This is a genomic window from Streptomyces sp. NBC_01689 (assembly GCF_036250675.1).
In the GTDB taxonomy this organism is placed as follows: Bacteria; Actinomycetota; Actinomycetes; order Streptomycetales; family Streptomycetaceae; genus Streptomyces.
In genome coordinates this window covers 295,716-313,164 of record NZ_CP109592.1, presented here as the reverse complement: position 1 = coordinate 313,164, position 17,449 = coordinate 295,716, and the positions used below count along the sequence as shown (strand labels likewise).

The following is a 17,449-nucleotide window of genomic DNA, read 5'->3' as shown; positions in this document are numbered from 1 at the left end:
AGCCGGACCGGGGCGGGCCGGGAGGCGGTGCGGGACAGCGGACAGCCCTCCCGCGCCCCGCTGTTCAGCTCCGGGGCCGGGCGGACTGCGCAGGGCCGGCCCCGCGTCGTCCCGGCCCGGGTGCGGGCCGGTCCTCCGGGGCCTGTGCGACCTGGCGCCCCCGGCGCTGACGCGGCGCGCGATCCGCACAGCGAGCCGCCCCGGCACACCCCCGGCCCCGGGGCCGGGGGTGTGCCGGGGCGGGAGACGCCGCTTGTTACGGCACCCGGGCCGGGACCCATTTCCTGACGGCCTGTCACCTGCCGTGGTTTCGCGGGCCGGTGGTGGCCGGGCGGCCTGTCCGCCGTGCCCGGTGGGGGAACGTGCTCAGGCGGTGAACAGGTCGTAGGTGGAGCTGTGGCGCGGTCCGGCCAGTACGTCCAGCTGGGGGTCGACGGTGAGGACGGCCTGGTGCAGCCGCTGCAGCTGGGGGGAGGGTTCCACGCCCAGGTCCTCGATCAGCCGGACCCGCAGTCGGCGGTAGACCTCCAGGGCGGAGGCCTGCCGGCCCGAGCGGTAGAGCGCCACCATGGCCTGTGAGTGCAGTCCCTCGTGCTGCGGGTGACGGGCGGTCAGTTCGATGAGTTCGGCGATGAGTTCGGCGTGCCGGCCCAGTCGCAGGTCGGCGTCGATACGCCGTTCCACGGTGACCAGCCGGCTCTCCTCCAGCCGTACCACCTCGATCTCCAGGACCGGGCCCAGCCGTACGTCGACCAGGGCGGGCCCCTGCCACAGGCCCAGGGCCTCGCGGAAGCGGGCGGCGGAGACCTCGTCGTCGCCGTGCTCGAACGCGGTCTGTCCCTCCCGCGTCAGCCGGTCGTACTGGTGGACGTCGACGCTGTCGGGCGGGATCTGCAGCAGATAACCGCCGTGCCGGGTGGCCAGTACCTCCTTGGCGCCGCCCGGCGCGCCGGGACCCATCGCGGTGCCCAGCCGCCGGCGCAGTTGCAGGATGTAGGTCTGCAGGGTCGTCAGTGCGCTCTGCGGGGGCTGCGTCGCCCAGATCTCCTCCATGAGGGTCGGGACGGGCATCACCCGTCCGGGATACAACGCCAGCAGCGACAGGATCTGTCGCGGCTTGCCCGCGCTCGGAACGATGGATCCCCCGTTGACCTCGGCACTCAACGGACCCAGAACCTGAATCCTCACCGGTCTCCTCCGTATGTCGTCGAGCTCCTTGTCCCGTTCCTTTTGTGGCCAGAAATCCGCGCCGCCGCTCACGCTAGCCGCGGCCGTCCCTCCCCAGCGATTTCCTGGAGCCGTTCTCGAGCGGACTTCCAAGTCCGCTGCCACGCACGCTGCCGGGGGCGCTGGAGGACGCTTGCAGCACGGCTCGAATCGAACTCCTGATTCCGCCGTCACCGCACTCCAGACGGTTACCGTCGTCCATTTCCGCGCGCCCGCGCGGCTGCCGGCGACAGCCGTAATCACCGTCGCGGGCGCCGTCAAGACACCCCGTGCCCGCCCCGCCGCGCCCCCGCCGCGTGCCGGCCCGCGCACCCCGCCGCCCGCTCTGCCGGCCCACCCCGCCGGCCCCCGCGGCCCCGCCCGCCCGCACGGCGACTGGCCGAAGCGTTTCCCCCCGCCCACCTCACCCCGGTCACCCCGCCCCGCACCCCCACCCCACCCGGACCCGGCCCGGAGCACGCCCTGTGCCGCGTCCGCGGCCGGCGGTCTCCCGCCCCGGTACCGGGGCGGGAGACCGTCCCGTCTCGCCCAGGGGGCCGCTCCCGTACCGGATCCGGTGCCGCGTGCCTGGCCGCCGTGGTGTCACCGTCCGTGGCGTGGAGTGCTCTTCGAGCGCAGTGAGAGCGGTTCTTGAGCGGGGTGACCGATGGTGTCCCCGAAGGTGCAGAAGGAGGAGGGAGGAGGTATGGGCACGCCGGACCAGTACGAGCCCGTCCTGCGCGTGGAACGCGGGCGGGCCGGCGAAGAGGAACTGGCCGCACTCACCGTGGTGCTGCTCGCGCTCGGCGCGGGCGGCGCACCCGCCCGCCGGGGCAGGCCGGTCAACGGCTCCCGCTGGTGGAGGAGGCCCCGGGCCCACCGCGGCCCGCGCGGCTGGCAGTGACGGACCTCGCCCCAGAAAGGGATCTGACATGGCAATGACCACTGCCCCCGCCCCCGCCTCCGCCGAGCCGGGGCCGACCGACATCCGCGGACGCGTGGCGGAACTGCACGCGATCCGTGAGGCGGCCCGGCTGGGCCCCAGCGAGAGGGCGACCGCCGCCCAGCACGCCAAGGGCAAACTGACCGCCCGTGAACGCATCGCCCTGCTGCTGGACGAGAACAGCTTCCAGGAGGTCGAGCAGTTGCGGCGGCACCGGGCGACCGGGTTCGGCCTGGAGGCCAAGAAGCCGTACACGGACGGTGTGATCACCGGCTGGGGCACGGTGGAGGGCCGCACGGTCTTCGTCTACGCGCACGACTTCCGTATCTTCGGCGGGGCGCTGGGCGAGGCGCACGCCACGAAGATCCACAAGATCATGGACATGGCCATCGCGGCGGGTGCGCCGCTGGTCTCCCTCAACGACGGTGCGGGTGCCCGGATCCAGGAGGGTGTCTCGGCGCTGGCCGGCTACGGCGGCATCTTCCAGCGCAACACGAAGGCCTCGGGTGTCATCCCGCAGATCTCGGTGATGCTCGGCCCGTGCGCGGGCGGCGCGGCGTACTCGCCGGCGCTGACCGACTTCGTGTTCATGGTCCGTGAGACCTCGCAGATGTTCATCACCGGCCCGGACGTGGTCAAGGCCGTCACCGGTGAGGAGATCAGCCAGAACGGGCTGGGCGGCGCCGACGTGCACGCCGAGACCAGCGGTGTCTGTCACTTCGCGTACGACGACGAGGAGACCTGCCTCGCCGAGGTCCGCTACCTCCTGTCGATGCTGCCGCAGAACAACCGCGAGAACCCCCCGCACACCACCCCCCACGACCCGGCCGGCCGGCGCGGCGAGATCCTCCTGGACCTGGTGCCCGCGGACGGCAACCGGCCCTACGACATGACCAAGGTCATCGAGGAACTCGTCGACGACGGCGACTACCTGGAGGTCCACGAACGCTGGGCCCGCAACATCATCTGCGCGCTGGCCCGCCTCGACGGCCAGGTCGTCGGCATCGTCGCCAACCAGCCGCAGACCCTCGCCGGCGTCCTGGACATCGAAGCCTCCGAAAAAGCCGCCCGGTTCGTGCAGATGTGCGACGCCTTCAACATCCCCATCCTCACCCTCCTGGACGTGCCCGGCTTCCTGCCCGGCGTCGACCAGGAGCACGGTGGGATCATCCGGCACGGCGCGAAGCTCCTGTACGCGTACTGCAACGCGACGGTGCCGAGGATCTCGCTGATCCTGCGCAAGGCCTACGGCGGCGCCTACATCGTCATGGACTCCCAGTCCATCGGCGCCGACCTCACCTACGCCTGGCCCACCAACGAGATCGCCGTGATGGGCGCCGAGGGCGCCGCCAACGTCATCTTCCGCCGCCAGATCGCCGACGCCGCCGACCCCGAGGCCATGCGCGCCCGCATGGTCAAGGAGTACAGGGCCGAACTCATGCACCCCTACTACGCGGCCGAACGCGGCCTGGTCGACGACGTCATCGACCCCGCCGAGACCCGCGAGGTCCTCATCCGCTCGCTGGCCATGCTGCACGCCAAACACGCCGACCTGCCCTCCCGCAAACACGGCAACCCCCCGCAGTGACCACCCCGCCCCGCCCCCGTACCGCCACCCCCGCTCCGTTTCCCGCCGGCCCTCCGCACCAGGAGCAGACCTGACGGTCTGCTTTGCGGAGCGCCGGCCGGTGCCGCCCCCGCCGCCCCCTGGCACCGGAGAACAGGACGCAACGCAGCGGAAAAGGAACGGAGTTGCCCGGAAGCCCTGGCAGCGGCCCCGCCCCGGTGGTACGCGGACCGCAGGAAGACGCCCGTCCCTCACCCCCACAAAAACCGCACGAACGGTCGGGTATTGACAGACCGGATGCGCTGTTTTGTAATCGGGGGTGCGGCAGGGGACACCGAGCAGGGGAGACGGCGTGGACATCGACGTACTGGGCGCACTGGCAGTGCGGGAGAACGGGGTGTCCATCACCCCCACGGCGCCGAAACCGCGGCAGGTCCTGGCACTGCTCGCGCTCCGCGCCGACCAGGTGGTGCCCGTCGCTGCCCTGGTCGAGGAACTGTGGGGCAACTCCCCGCCGCGCAGCGCCCGTACCACCCTGCAGACGTACGTGCTGCAGCTGCGCGAACTCCTCGCGCAGGCGCTCGAAGGCGGCCGCAGCGGTGCCAAGGACGTCCTGATGACCCTGCCGGGCGGCTATCTGCTCGTCTCCGGCGGCGGCCGCAGTGACGTGCGCGAGTTCGAGCGGCTCGCGGGGGAGGGCTACCGGGCCATGGACCAGGGGGCCTTCACGGAGGCGGCCCGCACCCTGGCCGGGGCGCTGGAGCTGTGGACGGGGCCGGCGTTCGCGGACGTGACGGCCGGGGCGCAGCTGGCGATGGAGATCCGGCGCCTGGAGGAGAGCCGGCTGTGCGCGCTGGACCAGCGCATCGAGGCCGATCTGCGGCTGGGCCGCCACCGTGAACTGCTGCCCGAACTCACGGTGCTGACGAGCCGTTACCGTACCCACGAGAACCTGCACGCGCAGTTCATGCTGGCCCTGCACCGCTCCGGGCGGCGCAGCGAGTCGCTCAGCGTCTACCACCAGTTGCGGGCCACCCTCGTCAACGACCTGGGCCTGGAGCCCTCGCCACGGCTGCGGCGGCTGCAGCACTCCATCCAGACGGCGGCGTCGGAGCCGGCCGCGGTACCCGCGCCGTTCGACGGCGCGGGACCGCCCGCGCCCGCACGGGCCCGTTAGGACCCGCACCGCCCGCCGGCACCGCCCCCGCACCGTCCCGCCCGCCCGCACACCGGTGCCGCGGGCGGCCGGCCCGGGGACGGCGAGACTCGCCGGGCACCGGCAAGTCGCCCGTCGGCCCGGCGACTTGGCGACTTGGCGACCAGGGTGGCCCGCCGGCCCCGCGGCCCGGCGGCCCGGTGGCCTGACGCGTGGCTTGGGTCGTGCGGCCCGGATGAGGTGGCCCGGCGTGCGGGTGGTGCACGGGCCGGGGCCGGTGTACCGGACCTGCCCGCACGGGACGGTCCGCGCCCCGCTTGCCCGCATCGGGCGGCCCCCGCATTCGGGCGGCCCCCGCATCGGATGCGTGGACCGCCCGGACACGCCTCCTCCGTACGGCACTTGAGCGCCCCCGCCCACGCCTGCGCCCGTGTCCGCGCGCCCACGCCTGCGCCCGTGTCCGCGCGCCCACGCCTGCGCCCGTGTCCGCGCGCCCGCGCCCGCATCCGTGTCCGTGTCCGTGTCCGCGCCTGCGTACCGCGTGGGTGCGGGCGTCGTGCCGGTGCGGCGGCTCATTCTTTGGGCGGAGGGGGCGGGGGCCGGCTGGTTCCGGGGAGCCAGTCGCCGGGGCCGGGGATCACCACGGCCGGGGATGTGGCGCGGTGGCGTCGGCGCCCACAATGCCAGGACGGCCAGCCGGGATCCGACCCCTGGGAGACGCCCACCATGACCTCCGCCCCCGACCCGCGCACGGCCTGTCCGACGCCGGCGGCCGACGTGCTCGCCGAGCTGACCGCGGTACTGGCGGGCATGATGGGCGTCGAGCCGCAGCGCCTGGACGCGCAGGACTCCTTCCGGCTGCTGGGCCTGGACTCGATGCTGTCCGTCGAGTTCGTCGCGGCGCTCAACGCGCGTTACGGCACCCGGATCGCGGCCACCGCGCTGTACGAGCACCCCACCCCGGCGGCACTGGCCCGGCACCTCGCGGCCGAACTCGCCGCACCCGCACCGGCATCCGCATCCGCGCCCGCAACCGCACCCGTGTCCGCACCCGTGTCCGCGGGCTCGTCCGTGCCGGGTGCGGACACGGTCACCGACACCCTGCGCACGCAGCTCGCCGGGATCCTGCACTGCGCCGTGCGGGACATCGACGTGAGCGCGCCGTTCGACGCGCTGGGCCTGGACTCCATCCTGGCGGCGGAGTTCCTGGCGGGCATCAACCGCACCTACGGTCTCAGCGAGCAGACCGACCTGCTCTACGACCACCCCGACCTCGCGGCCATGGCCGCGTACGTCACCGCGCGGGTGACGGACACCCCCGTTCCCGCGGCCGGGCGGGCGGACCGGGCGCCGGACCCCGCGCAGCCGCCCCGGGCCGTGGAGATCGACCTGAACGCGCTGCTGGACGCGGTGCGTGACGAGGTGCTCAGCATCGATGAGGCGGCTGCCCTGCTGGCGGCCCGTTCCGCCTGACACGAAGGGCACACGGTGATGGACACCCGCGAGATCCTCACGCGGTTCAAAGGAGGCACCCTGCGGCGCGAGCACGCCGTCGCGCTGCTGGGCGGCACCCCCCTGCCGGCGGCGGCCGGAACACCTGCGCAGCCCGGCCCCGCGGTACGCCCCGGCGACGGGATGCGGCCCGCGACGGGCAGCAGCCCCGCACCCGCCCCCACCACCGCGACCGGCCCCAGCCCCAGCCTTGGTCCCGGTCCCGGTCCCGCTCCCGATCCCGGTCCCGGTCCCGGCTTCGGTGGTGGGGCGGGTGGCGGCGGGGGTGTCGAGCCGTGCGCCGTCGTGGGGATGCAGGGCTGCTTCCCGGGGGCGGGGGACCTGGACGCGTTGTGGCGCCAGGCGCTGGGACAGCACACCCGTACGGACGCGCCGCCGTGGGAAGAGGACCGGTTCGCTGACGGCGCGGGGGAGTTCGGCGAGGGACTGCTCGCCCTGTTCGGCCTCGACGCGGCCGGCGCGGCCCCTCTGGACGGCCGGGAACGCCTGTTGGCCCGCAGCGTGTGGCAGTTGCTGGAGAGCGCCGGGTACGCCGGGGCACGGACCGACCGGCTGACCGGGCCCGACAGCACGGGGCGCGGTATCGGGGTCTACGTCGCCGCCGGCCCGGCCGGCACACCGGGCGGGTCCGTCCCGGGCGTGCACCTGCCGGGCGGGGCCGGAGCGGCCGGGCGGCTGTCGCGGCTGCTCGACCTGCGCGGGCCCAGTCTGAGCGTCGACACGGGCGCGTCCTCCTTCCTGACCGCGCTGCACCTGGCACTCGCCGGGCTGCGGGCGGGGGAGTGCGAGGCGGCGCTGGCCGGTGCCGTCGAACTGCCGCCCCGTCCGCAACCCCACCCGCCCCACACCCATCCCCGCGACCCGGCCGGCGCCGGTGCGGGCGGGGAAGGCGTGGGAGGCGGGGGAGTTGTGGTCGTGCTGCTCAAGCCGCTGGCCGCGGCCCGTGCGGCCGGGGACCGTGTGTACGCGGTGATCCGGGCCGGTGCGGCCGGTCACCCGGGCCGACTCGGAGCCGTGGCGCATCATGCCCGGCTGGTCGGCCGGGCACTGGCCGCGGCGGGCCTGCCGGTCCCGGCCGCCGCCCCGCACGGACCGGACGGCGACCCGTGGCCCCCGGAGTCTGCCGCGCCGCCCGGCCTCCCTGCCGTTCCCGGTGGTGCGGGCGGCGATCCGGCGGCATCCCGAGACGCGTGGCAGGCGCTGGGCATCGCGGTGCGGGAGACCGTCCGGACGGCGGCGGACCCGGCAGAACCGGTGAACCTGGCAGAACCGGTGAACCTGGCAGAACCGGTGAGCCCGGCGGAGTCGGTGGACTTGGCGGGCGGGACGGGGGTGCTGGCGGCGGCGGTCGCCCTGGCGCGTGCCGTGGGGCAGGTGCGCCATGCCACGCTGTTGCCCGGGCCGGGCCGGACGGCGCCCGCCGTCTGGGAGCAGGTCCGCCGCGACGACGGCACCACGGTGCCCCGCAGAGCTCTGGTCGGTGTGTCCGCGCCGCCGGCCGCGGACGCCGTGCTGGTCGTGGAGGAGGCGCCCCGCGCACACCGTCCTCCCGCACCGGCGCGGCCGCCCGCGTCCGCCCATCGGCCCGTCTCCGCGGAACTGGTGCTGCTGTCCGCCGCCACGCCCCGCCAACTGGCGGACACCGCGGCGCGGTTGGCGCGGTGGCTGAGCGGCACGGCACACCACGGCGGGCCGGGCGGAGCGGACCTCGCCGCGGTCGCACACGAACTGCGCCTGGGCCGGGCCGCCCTGCGCTGCCGCCTGGCGGTGGTCGCCCACACGGTCCCCGGCCTGGCCGCGCACCTGGCCGCCTTCGCCGAGTCCGCCGGGCCGGGCCGCCATCCGGCGGGCGTACACAGTGCCGACCTGCGCGACGCGGGCGAGCCGCTGCTGCTCGACGGGCTCGCGGAGACCCGCGCCTACCTGGCCGCCCTGTGGCAGGGCGGCCACCTCGAACAGCTGACGCGGCTGTGGCTGGCCGGGGCCGACATCTGCGCCGTACTGCCCGCGCACCCCGGCCCCGCGGACATCGAACTGCCCCCCACCGTGCTGCAACCCGAGCCGGAGCCCGAGCCCGAACCCGAGCCCGAACCCGGGCCCGAGCCGGAGCCCGAGCCCGAACCCGGGCCCGAGCTAGAGTCCGAGTCCGAGTCCGAGTCCGAGTCCGAGCTGGAGTCAGGGCCTGGGCCGGAGCCGGAGTCCGGACCCGAGGCGGAGTCCGGGCCGGGGGCCCGGCCGGCGCCCCGGCCCTGGCCCGGTCCGCGGCCCCGATCGCGGTCAGGGGCGGACTCCGCGGTCCGCTCGGTATCCCGGTCGCGGTCTCGACATGGGCCGCAGGAAGGGCCGGTGGAGTCCGCTCCCGGCGCAGCGGGGCCTGGTGTGACGGGGCCCGGCGCGGGTGCGCGCGTGGTGTCCGACGCCGGTACGGACGGAGTGCAGCGGTGACCGCACCCCTGACCTCCCCACTCCCGCCCTCGGCCCCGGCCCGGTCGCCGTCCGCGGTCGTGCCCGAGACCCCAACCGCCCAGGCCCCGGCCCACGTCCAGGTCCCGGCCGGGGTTCCGGTGTCCGTTCCGGGGCCGGTGGCCGGTGCGGACGCGGGCCGGGACGAGCCGGTCAAGCTGTGGCTGTGTCCCAACGACGGCCTGCCCCCGGCGGTCGCCGGTCTGCTCGCCGCGCACTGGCTGGACGCGCAGGAGCAGAGGACCGCGAGCCGTTTCCTGTTCGAACGTGACCGGAGGCAGTACCTGCTCGCGCACACCCTGGTGCGGCGCGCGCTGGCGCTGGAGGCGGGCCTGGCCGAGGCCGAGCTGGTCATCTGGCGTTCCGCGCGGGGGCGTCCCTTCCTGCGGCCCGCCGCGGGTGAACTGCCGCGCGGCGGGGCCCAGCTGGACTTCAACCTCTCCCACGCGGGCGGCTACAGCCTGCTGGGCATCGTGCGCCGCCACCGCATCGGTGTGGACGTGGAACGCCTGGAGGACCGGGACGAGCGGGCCATCACCACCATCGTGCGCACCTTCGCCGCCCCGGAGCGGGAGTGGGTGGAGCGGGCGGCGCCCGGCCCGGACCGCGACCGGCGGGCGCTGCGGGTGTGGACGTTGAAGGAGGCCTACTCCAAGGCCCGCGGGATCGGCCTCGGACTGCCCTTCGACGCGTTCGTGTTCACGCTGGACGACGAGCGCGGCGTACGCGCCTTCACCCCGCCCGCCGACGATACGGCCCGCCCGTGGCGGTTCGTCGAACTGGAGCCGGTGCCCGGTGTGCTGGCCGCCGTCGCGGTGCCCGCCGACGCGGCCCAGGACCCGGTGCTCCACCTCGGCTACGGCTTCCCCTGGAGCCGCGCGGAACTCCGCAGCTTCCCGCTGCCCCGGCCGGTGGGCGGCCGGCCGGCCGCGGCCCTCGTGTGAGCACCGGGACCATCTCCAGCAGGCTTCGAAGACCTCTTGAGCCGGCACACCTACCGTGAGGCGATCCGCTGTTCCCGCTGTCGGCAGCCAGGAGGCCACCGTGCCCATCCTCCGGTATCTGGAGAGCCCGCTGGACGACCTGCTGCGCCGGGCCGCCGACCGTGACGCCGACGCCCCGGCCGCGGTCACGGCCGGCGCCGCGGTGACCTTCGCCGCGCTGGACCGGGAGGCGGACCGCATCGCCGGCTACGTACGGCGCACCGTCCGCCGGGCCGACGCCGTCGTCGCCGCGGCGACCACCCTCGACGCCGTCTTCCCCGCCGTGTACTACGGCACCGTGCGCAGCGGACAGTTGCTGGCCCTGCTCGACCCGCAGATGGGACCGGCCGCGCTGCACGAGGTGTGCACGGCGGCCGGGGTCGAGATCGCCTTCGTACCCGGCCCGCTGGCCGCGCTGCTGGCCGCGCTCGCGGACCGGCTGCCCCGGCTGCACACCGTCGTGGTCACGGACCCCGCCCCCCGCCCCGCGTCCGCCCGTTTGGGATCCGCCCGTTCGGCATCGGGCCTGCCGGTGCCGGTGCCGGTGCCGGTGCCGGTGCCGGTGCCGGTGCGGCCGCCGGCCGGTGGAGCGGTGTCCGGCGGCCGGGGGGCCTGTGCGGTGGTGGCGCTGTCCGCGGCCGTGGCGGGGGAGGCGGCCGGCGGGCCGGTGCGCAGGGCGCGGCCGGGTGCGGACGCGGTGGCGTGCCTGCAGTTCGCGCCGGACGGCGCAGGGCGGCTGAAGGGTGTACGGCTGACCCACCGCAACCTGGTCGCGGGCGCCGCCCAGACCGCGCTGGCGCACCGGCTCGGTGCCGCCTCCGTCGCCTTCAACCATCTCCCGCAGTACCACGCCGTGCACCTCAACTCGGCCGTGCACGCGGGGGCGCGGCAGGTGCTGTGCACGGACGCGGACCCCTTCGGGGCGCTGGCGGAGGCCGCGCGGGCGGAGGCCACCCACTACTACGGGCTGCCCGCCCGGCTGGACCGGCTGGCGGACGATCCCCGGCTGGCCGCGCACGGCGCGGACCTGCCCGGCCGGCACCTGCGGCACCTGGGCGCCATCCATGTCAGCGGCGGAGTCCTGGCGCCGGAACGGGCCCGTACGCTGCGCGACGCCCTGCGGGTGTCCGTACTGCAGGGCTACGGCCTGACCGAGGTGTTCACCCTCTCCCACCACCAGCCGCCCGGCTCGCGGCCCGGTCTCGGCGCGGTCGGGGTGCCGCTGCCGGGCACCGAGTGCCGGGTGGTCCTGCCCGGCGGCACCCGGCCCGCCCCGGTGTGGTCGACCGGCGAGGTGCAGATCCGCGGACCGCAGCTGAGTCCCGGCCCCGTGGAGGGGATTGGCCCGGCGCCGCGGGACACGGACGGCTGGCTGTCCACCGGCGACACGGGCTACCTCGACGCGGACGGCGGACTGCACCTCGTGGACGCCCACCGCTCGGTGTTCACCTGCGACGACGCGCTGGTCGCGCCCAGCGTGGTGGAGCGGGTCATCGGCCAGGACCCGCGGGTGGCCGAGTGCATCGTCGCGGACTGGCCCGACCCGGCGCGCGGCGCCCTGGTCTGGGCCGGAGTGGTGCTGCGCGAGGAGTTCGACGCCGACGCCCCCGCACTCCTCGACGTCCTCGACTCCGTCGCCGAACAGGCCAACGCCCGCCTCGGCCCCGGCGAGCAGATCCGCCGCCTGGAGGCACTGGACGCCGTCCCCCGCCGGCCGGGCGGCCGCCCCGCCCGCCGCGAACTGCGCCTGCGGCTGCACGCCCTGGCCGCCGGGGAAGCCGCCGCCTGACCTGACCTGACCTGACCTGACCTGACCTGACCTCGGCCCGACCTGACCCGGCCCGGCCTGCCCCCGACCCGGCGCCGGGCCAGGTCAGGTCAGGCGCGGTGATTCGCCGAACTGCGGGTGTGTGCCGCCGTGGTGAGCATTCCGGCGGGGTGAACTCCGTTGGCGTACAGCCGGTCCAGCACCAGGGCCCCGGGCCCAGGGCCCAGGGCCCGTCGGCAGAGGCCCCGGGACAGCGAGGCCCGCCCTGGGACAACAGGGCCCCGGGACAGCGAGGCGGCCGGACGGCGAGACGCCAGGGAGGCGACGCGCCGGGACAGCGGGTCAGCCGGACGGCGACACGCCGGGACAACAGGGCGCGCCGAAACAGTGAGGCGCGCCGGGACGGCGGGTCAGCCGGGCGGCGGGGGCGCGCCGGGATGGCGCGAGACGTGGTAGCGGTCCGGTCGCGGTCCGCTGGAGCGCGCCGGACACGGCGGCGCGCGCCGCCTACGGTGAGCCGGCGGGACATCCCGGGATCCGGCGGGGCATCCCCGGACAGCAGCGAGGAGGCCGTCATGGACGAGCGGCACGCCACACTCCGGGTGCTCCCCGTGCCGGCCCCCGCGCACGAGGGACACGCCGGACACGGCCCGGCTCCCCGGCCCGGCGCGCCGGCCGCCGTGCGGGTGCACGTGGTCGGTGACGACCCGCTCGCCCGGCGCGGCATTACGGCGCTGCTCGAGGGCCATCCCGGTATCCGTGTCACCGGCGAGAGCGAACCGGGGCCGGACCTGCTCCGCGCGCTGGCCGCCCGGCCGCCGCATGTCCTCATCGCCCACGGCGCGTTCGCGGGCGACGGCTGGGAGGTCCCGGTCCCCGGCGGCGCCCGGCTGCCGGTGCTGGTCCTGGGCGGCCCGGCCACCACCGACCGCACCGACCGCGCCGGCCGGCTGCCGGCCACCGCCACCGCCGGCCAGCTCGCCTCCGCGGTGGTGCTGGCCGCGGCCGGCTACACCCTGGTGCACGGTCCGGCCCCGGCGGAGGCCGGACGCCGCTTTGCCGCGCCGCCCGTCCCGCCGATCTCACCGGTCAGTCCCGACCGGCTCACCGACCGTGAGTGCCAGGTCCTCGGCCTGCTGGCCCGCGGCCTGTCCAACGGCGAGATAGCCCAGGCCCTGACGGTGTCCGAGCACACCGTCAAGACCCACGTGCAGAACATGCTGCACAAGCTGCGCCTGCGCAACCGCGTCCACGCGGCCATCTACGCCTTCGAGTCCGGCCTGCGCCCCCGGCCGCCCGCCCCCTGACCCGTCCCCGTCCCCGTGCGTACGCGTGTCTGCGTGCGGGTGCGCGTTCCCGACTCCGGCTCCCGGGAGGGGACTTCGGGCACCGGGAACCGGGGGGTCACGGCCGCGGGATCGCCGGGACGGGCGGGGCGGCAGGCCCGGCAGACGACGAAGGTGACGCTGATCAGCAGGGCCCAGGAGATCCATTTGGACGCGGACACGGGCTCCCAGCCGTGGAGTTGGTAGGGGTATCGCCAGGCCCCGAAGTAGGTGGCGATGTTCTCGGCCAGCCACAGGAAGAACCCGATCAGGACGAACGACAGTGCCAGCGGCATCCGGTGGCGGCGCCCGCCGACGGTGAAGTGGACCCGTACCCCGGCGGTCGCGGCCAGCAGCACGGCGCCCAGCGGCCAGCGCAGGTCCGGCAGCCAGTGACGGGTCAGGAAGTTGAGATACAAGGCGCCGGACAGGACGGCGGTGACATGGGCCCGGTAGCCGGTCAGGGCCAGGTCCAGCAGCCGCCAGGACCGGCAGACGTAACTGCCCACCGCGGCGTACATGAATCCCCCGTACAGCGGCACACCGGCGACCTTGGTCAGCGCCGGTTCGGGGTAACTCCACGAACCGGTCCGCACTTTCACCAGCTCGAAGACGAGTCCCAGGACATGGCACACGGCCACGACCGCCACCTCCCGGGGGGTCTCCCACCCCAGTGCGAAACCCGCGCCGGTCAGCAGCATCCCGTAGACCAGCAGCAGGTCGTAGCGTGCCACCGGCAGCGGCGGGAGCAGCACCGAGAGCGCCAGACCGCCCAGCAGCGCGCAGGAGAACGCGCAGCAGCGCGCCTGCACCCACGCGAACCGTGCCGGCTGCCACAGGAGTGTCCCGCCGGGGTACCCGATCCTGTCCATCCTTGATCTTTGCAGGGAATCCCGGCCTTCAGGCCGGGCGGGAATGCGATCCTCGGCCCGGAGGCGCGCAGCGCCGGAGTTCCCTGCGTCTCGGGGTGGCGGTCAGGCAGGCCGTTTCTGGTTCTCGATGTAGTCCCTGACGATGCTCAGTGGTGCGCCGCCGCATGACCCCACGAAGTACGAGGGCGCCCAGAACACCGGGCCCATGCCGATGCGGTTGACCCGCCCGGTGTATTCGGCGCGCAGGTAGCGGGAGCTGACACCTTTGAGGCTGTTGACCAGCTTGGACAGGGCGATCTTCGGCGGGTAGTGCACCAGCAGGTGGGTGTGATCGCCTTCGCCGTTGAATTCGACCAGCTCCGCGCCGAAGCTCTCGCAGACGTCCCGCATGATCGCCTCGCAGCGCGTCAGCATCTCGTCGTTGAAGACCTCACGCCGGTACTTGGTGACGAACACCAAGTGGGCATGCAGGTGGTGGACGACGTGATTTCCCCGGCGGACATCGGGGTTCGGTTCCCAGCGCGGCGACATCCGCCAAGCGTATTGTGGGCAGGCGAACCCCAGCCGAAGGGGGGCGGGCCGGATGATCCGTGCGTACAAGTTCCTCATGCGGCCCACCGTGGGCCAGCAGGCCGCGCTCGGCGAGATGCTGCGGGACCACTGCTCCCTCTACAACGGGGCCTTGCAGGAACGCCGCGATGCCTACCGGCACGCCTCGAAGACGAGCATCACGTACGGGCAGCAGTCCGCGCAGCTCAGGGAGATCCGGGCATTCGACCCGGAGCGGCAGGGCCGCTGGTCGTTCAGCTCACAGCAGGCCACACTCCGCCGTCTGGAGAAGGCGTTCGCCGCGTTCTTCCGCCGGGTCAAGTCCGGTCAGACCCCCGGCCATCCGCGCTTTCGCGGGGTGAACTGGTTCGACACGGTGGACTTCCCCAAGGACGGCGACGGCTGCCGCTGGAACTCCACCCCGCACGACCCTGTGACCCGCGTCCGTTTCCAGGGCGTCGGGCACATCAAGGTCAATCAGCACCGCCCGGTGGCCGGCACGGTCAAGACCGTCAGCGTCAAGCGCGAGGGCAGGCGCTGGTACGTCGTGCTGACCGCCGAACAGACAAAGCCGCAGCCGCTGCCGCCGACCGGCAGCATGGTCGGCATCGACATGGGCATAGCCAACTTCCTCGCCGGCTCGGGCGGCGAGTTCGTGCCCGGTCCCCGGCACGGACGGCGCGCCGCCGCGAAGCTCGAAGCCGCACAGCAGGCACTGTCCCGCTTCCCCCGGGTTCGCCGGGACAAGCGCACCGCCAACCACCGGCGTGCCGTGGACAAGGTCGCCGGACTTCACCGCAAGGTACGCCTCCAGCGGCTCGACCACGCGCACAAGACAGCCCTCGATCTGGTCCGCAAGCACGACGTCATCGCACACGAAGACCTCAAGATCCGCAGCGTGGTCAAGGCCCCCGCGCCGAAGCCGGACCCCGGCCGGCCCGGCGGCTTTCTGCCTAACGGGGCCGCCGCGAAGACAGGGCTGAACCGCTCGATCTCGGATGCCGGATGGGGGGTGTTCCTGACGATCCTGCACGCCAAGGCTGAAAGCGCCGGACGAGAATTGATCGCCGTGGATCCCCGCAACACCTCCAGGACCTGCCCCACCTGCGGGCACGTCTCAGCGGAGAACCGGCCCACCCAGGAGAAGTTCCACTGCGTCTCGTGCGGCCACAGCGCGCACGCGGACACGGTGGGCGCCCTGAACGTTCTACGGGCCGGGCTGGTCCGTCGCGACGCCCAACCGGCATAGCGAGAAGCCCCGGCGTTCACGCCGGGGAGGAGTCACGTCCCGAAGACCGCCGCGGGCCACGGATGGTTGCGATCTTCCGGTGTCAGGAGGCGACCGGGGCACAGCGCCGGGGCCAGCCGATGTCCTCGTCGGAGGGGGCGGGTGCCGGTCCGGCCGGCCGGCCGGTGCCCGGTGTGCGGGCCCGGCCGCCGGGTTTCGCGGCGGCCGGCCGTGCCGCCCGGTGCGCGCACACCGATGGCCTCATCGTCGACTCCCGGACGTTTGACATGCGCAAGGACTCCGCGCCGGCCGGGGTGCGCCGGCCGGATGATGCCGAGCCTGCCCGGCCGTGCTGGAGGAACGCTGGAGAAGCGCACGAGACGGGCGTGAGACACACGTGAGGCGGACGTGAGAGATGCGTGAGGCGGACGCGAGACACGCGTGAGGCGGGCGTGAGGGACGCACGAGATTTCCGCCCCGGGCCTGGCAAAGGTTTGCCCGCGTGTTGCCCGCAGCCCTACGCTCGGGACGGCTCCCGGCGAAACTTTCTTGCCCGCTCACCCCAGGGGATTCGAATCATGCTGCGACAGCCCGCGTTCGGAAACCGCCTGAAGAAGCTCCGGACGGCCCAGGGGTTGTCGCAGACGGCGCTGGCGGGTGAGGGCATGTCCACCGGCTACCTCTCGCGTCTGGAGTCCGGGGCGCGCCAGCCCACCGACCGGGCCGTCGCCTACCTCGCCGACCGGCTGGGTCTCAAGGCCGCCGACTTCGAGGAACCGGTCACCGGCTCACTGGCCCACGCGCTGACCCTGGCCTCCTCCACCGGTTCCGCGGACGCCATCGAGTCGCTGCGCGCGGCACTGGCCGCCGAGGGCCACGAGAGCGCGGTGCTGCGCTGGCAGGCGCTGTGGCTGCTGGCCCGCTCCGCCCGCCTGCAGGGCGACCACGCGGCCGAACGCGCCGACCTGGACCGGCTGGTCGCGCTCGGCGACGAGGTGGACCTGGCCGAGCTGCGGGTGCGCGGCCTGACCCGGCTGGCACGCTGCCTGCGTTCGCTCGGCGAGATCACCCCCGCCCTGGACGCGGCCGTCGACGCCCACCGGCTGGCCCTGGGCGAGGACCTGGGCGTCGAGGACCGCGCCGCCGCGCTGCTGGCCCTGGTGTCGGTCCAGGCGGAGGCCGGACAGGTGCCCGAGGCGCGGGTGCACGCCGACGAACTCACCGCCCTGGTCGAGGGGCGCAGCGACGCGCTGTGGGCGGAGGCGATGTGGACGGCCGCCGCCGTACGGGTGCGCCAGGGCGACCACACCGGCGCGCAGCACTGTCTCGACCAGGCCCTGGAACGCTTCAGCAGCCAGGAGGACCTGGTGCTGTGGCTCCGGCTGCGGCTCGCCGCGGGCCGGCTGCACCTGCAGAAACTGCCCGCCGACCCCGTCCGGGCCCAGCGCTGCGCCGAACAGGCCGAGGCCGCCCTCGTGTTCGTCGGCACCCCCGCCCTGCGCCAGGACCTGACCGCCCTCGAAGCCGACCTGGCCTTCGCCACCGGCCGCTACGACGACGCCCGCGCCCTGCTGGGCGGCCTGGCCGGCGACGAGCCGAGGATGACCTACCGCGACCGGGTCCGGCTGGAGATCCTGCGCCAGCAACTGCTGATCCTGGGCGGCGACGCCTCCGGCGTGGAGGGGCTGCGCGCCCTGGCCCAGCAGGCCCAGGCCGACGCCAACATCGACCTCGCGGCGGAGATCTGGCGCACCCTCGCGGACGCCCTCGCCCCGGCCCGCCCCGCCGCCCCGCCCGTGTGACCGGCCCCGCCGGCCGCCAAGTGCCCGCCACCGGATGCCGGTTCGCCCCGCGCCCACAAGCCGCGGCCGGAAAGC

At 74.7% G+C, this 17,449-nt stretch carries 13 protein-coding genes; 10 read left to right on the top strand and 3 right to left on the bottom strand.

What is annotated here, in order from left to right; all coding sequences use genetic code 11:
• Nucleotides 1-366: 366 nt before the first annotated feature.
• Nucleotides 367-1,188: an AfsR/SARP family transcriptional regulator gene (locus OG776_RS00925; RefSeq protein WP_148009709.1), complete on the bottom strand. Its 822-nt coding sequence runs from the start codon at nucleotides 1,186-1,188 to the stop codon at nucleotides 367-369.
• A gap of 724 nt (nucleotides 1,189-1,912) precedes the next feature.
• Here OG776_RS00925 and OG776_RS00920 point away from each other — a divergent pair.
• The 8 genes from OG776_RS00920 (at nucleotide 1,913) to OG776_RS00885 (ending at nucleotide 12,905) form a co-directional block, all read left to right on the top strand.
• Nucleotides 1,913-2,110 (top strand): acyl-CoA carboxylase subunit epsilon, encoded by a 198-nt coding sequence (locus OG776_RS00920; protein WP_148010623.1) that lies wholly within the window; start codon nucleotides 1,913-1,915, stop codon nucleotides 2,108-2,110.
• Nucleotides 2,111-2,144: 34 nt separating this feature from the next.
• A complete protein-coding gene (locus OG776_RS00915; RefSeq protein WP_329323620.1) occupies nucleotides 2,145-3,737 on the top strand; it encodes an acyl-CoA carboxylase subunit beta in 1,593 nt (530 codons plus the stop codon).
• Nucleotides 3,738-4,068: 331 nt separating this feature from the next.
• On the top strand, nucleotides 4,069-4,893 hold the full coding sequence (locus OG776_RS00910; protein ID WP_329318187.1) for an AfsR/SARP family transcriptional regulator: 825 nt from the start codon (nucleotides 4,069-4,071) through the stop codon (nucleotides 4,891-4,893).
• A 705-nt stretch (nucleotides 4,894-5,598) separates the two neighbouring features.
• A complete protein-coding gene (locus tag OG776_RS00905) occupies nucleotides 5,599-6,345 on the top strand; it encodes an acyl carrier protein (RefSeq protein ID WP_329318185.1) in 747 nt (248 codons plus the stop codon).
• 18 nt (nucleotides 6,346-6,363) lie between these two features.
• On the top strand, nucleotides 6,364-8,829 hold the full coding sequence (locus OG776_RS00900) for a beta-ketoacyl synthase N-terminal-like domain-containing protein (RefSeq protein WP_329318182.1): 2,466 nt from the start codon (nucleotides 6,364-6,366) through the stop codon (nucleotides 8,827-8,829).
• A complete protein-coding gene (locus OG776_RS00895; protein ID WP_261995062.1) occupies nucleotides 8,826-9,791 on the top strand; it encodes a 4'-phosphopantetheinyl transferase family protein in 966 nt (321 codons plus the stop codon). Before OG776_RS00900 ends, OG776_RS00895 begins: the two co-directional genes overlap by 4 nt.
• A 100-nt stretch (nucleotides 9,792-9,891) precedes the next feature.
• A complete protein-coding gene (locus OG776_RS00890) occupies nucleotides 9,892-11,619 on the top strand; it encodes a class I adenylate-forming enzyme family protein (protein WP_329326300.1) in 1,728 nt (575 codons plus the stop codon).
• A gap of 554 nt (nucleotides 11,620-12,173) precedes the next feature.
• Nucleotides 12,174-12,905, top strand: coding sequence for a response regulator transcription factor (locus OG776_RS00885; protein WP_148014528.1), 732 nt, complete (start codon nucleotides 12,174-12,176; stop codon nucleotides 12,903-12,905).
• Here the strand turns inward: OG776_RS00885 and OG776_RS00880 are convergent.
• Complete coding sequence (locus OG776_RS00880) at nucleotides 12,860-13,795, bottom strand: DUF817 domain-containing protein (protein ID WP_329323602.1); 936 nt, start codon at nucleotides 13,793-13,795, stop codon at nucleotides 12,860-12,862. The two genes, OG776_RS00885 and OG776_RS00880, sit on opposite strands and share 46 nt — an antisense overlap.
• Before the next feature lie 102 nt (nucleotides 13,796-13,897).
• Complete coding sequence (gene tnpA / locus OG776_RS00875) at nucleotides 13,898-14,326, bottom strand: IS200/IS605 family transposase (RefSeq protein WP_148009707.1); 429 nt, start codon at nucleotides 14,324-14,326, stop codon at nucleotides 13,898-13,900.
• A 52-nt stretch (nucleotides 14,327-14,378) separates the two neighbouring features.
• On the opposite strand from tnpA, the gene OG776_RS00870 reads away from it, so the two are divergent.
• On the top strand, nucleotides 14,379-15,593 hold the full coding sequence (locus OG776_RS00870; RefSeq protein ID WP_329318171.1) for an RNA-guided endonuclease InsQ/TnpB family protein: 1,215 nt from the start codon (nucleotides 14,379-14,381) through the stop codon (nucleotides 15,591-15,593).
• A 557-nt stretch (nucleotides 15,594-16,150) separates the two neighbouring features.
• Nucleotides 16,151-17,374 carry a helix-turn-helix domain-containing protein gene (locus OG776_RS00865; RefSeq protein WP_329318170.1) on the top strand — a complete coding sequence of 408 codons (1,224 nt, stop codon included), beginning with the start codon at nucleotides 16,151-16,153 and terminating at the stop codon, nucleotides 17,372-17,374.
• Nucleotides 17,375-17,449: the final 75 nt, after the last annotated feature.